1 protein-coding gene is annotated in these 855 nt (G+C 60.2%); it reads left to right on the top strand.

Annotation, left to right across the window (positions count from 1 at the left end):
* Window positions 1-81: 81 nt before the first annotated feature.
* Window positions 82-839, top strand: a protein-coding gene (locus tag KK488_RS21185; protein ID WP_432653880.1) for an IS5 family transposase whose coding sequence is annotated in 2 segments (ribosomal slippage) — window positions 82-418 and window positions 418-839 — 759 coding nt in all. Because the reading frame shifts where the segments join, the coding sequence is not laid out codon by codon here.
* The last annotated feature ends 16 nt before the right edge of the window (window positions 840-855 follow it).

Raw genomic sequence — 855 nt, 5'->3', positions numbered from 1 at the left:
CTAGGCCGGATCGACATTCAGGATTTCCAAAAGGTCTGATCGCTGATTCATAGGGCTCCGTGTTGGAACGCGGAGCGGACGATGGGTAACAAGCGTTACGAGTTGAACGATGCGCAGTGGGCGAAGATGGCTCTACTGCTACCTGGCAAGGCTGGCGATCCTGGACGGACAGGATCGGATAACAGATTGTTTGTGAACGGATGTTTGTGGGTTCTGCGATCTGGTGCGCATTGGTGCGACCTGCCTGAGCGCTACGGCCGATGGAAGACGGTGCACCGGCGCTTCAGTCGCTGGTGTGACACTGGGGTATGGGAGCGGGTGTTTGATGCGCTCACCACGGATCGCGACAATCAGTATCTGATGATCGACAGCACCATCGTTCGCGCCCATCAGCAGGCAGCGACCGGAAAAGGGGGGCGCAAGACCAGGCGCTGGGGCGTTCCCGAGGAGGACTGACGACCAAGATCCACATGCTCGCCGACGCGCTGGGGCGGCCGTTGCGCTTCTCCATCACGGCAGGGCAGGCCCATGACATCACCGCCGCTCCAGCCCTGCTCAAAGGTCAGCAGGCCGGGGCTGTGCTCGCCGATAAAGCATATGACAGCAATGGCTTACGAGAGACGATCGCTCAAATGGAGGCGCAGGCCGTGATCCCGTCCAAGCGCAATCGCAAAGTCTTCATCCCCCACGACACCGACCTCTACAAGCAGCGCAACCGGATCGAACGATGCTTCGGTCGCCTCAAGCATTTCCGCCGCTTCGCCACGCGCTACGATCGGCGCACTATCCATTTCGCCGGCTTCATCCACCTCGCTGCCGCCATGATCTGGCTTCGCTGAATGTCGATCCGGCCTA

The organism is Sphingobium nicotianae (assembly GCF_018603885.1).
In the GTDB taxonomy this organism is placed as follows: Bacteria; Pseudomonadota; Alphaproteobacteria; order Sphingomonadales; family Sphingomonadaceae; genus Sphingobium; species Sphingobium nicotianae.
The sequence above is the reverse complement of the archived record's forward strand: the minus strand, read 5'-3'. Positions and strand labels throughout refer to the sequence as shown.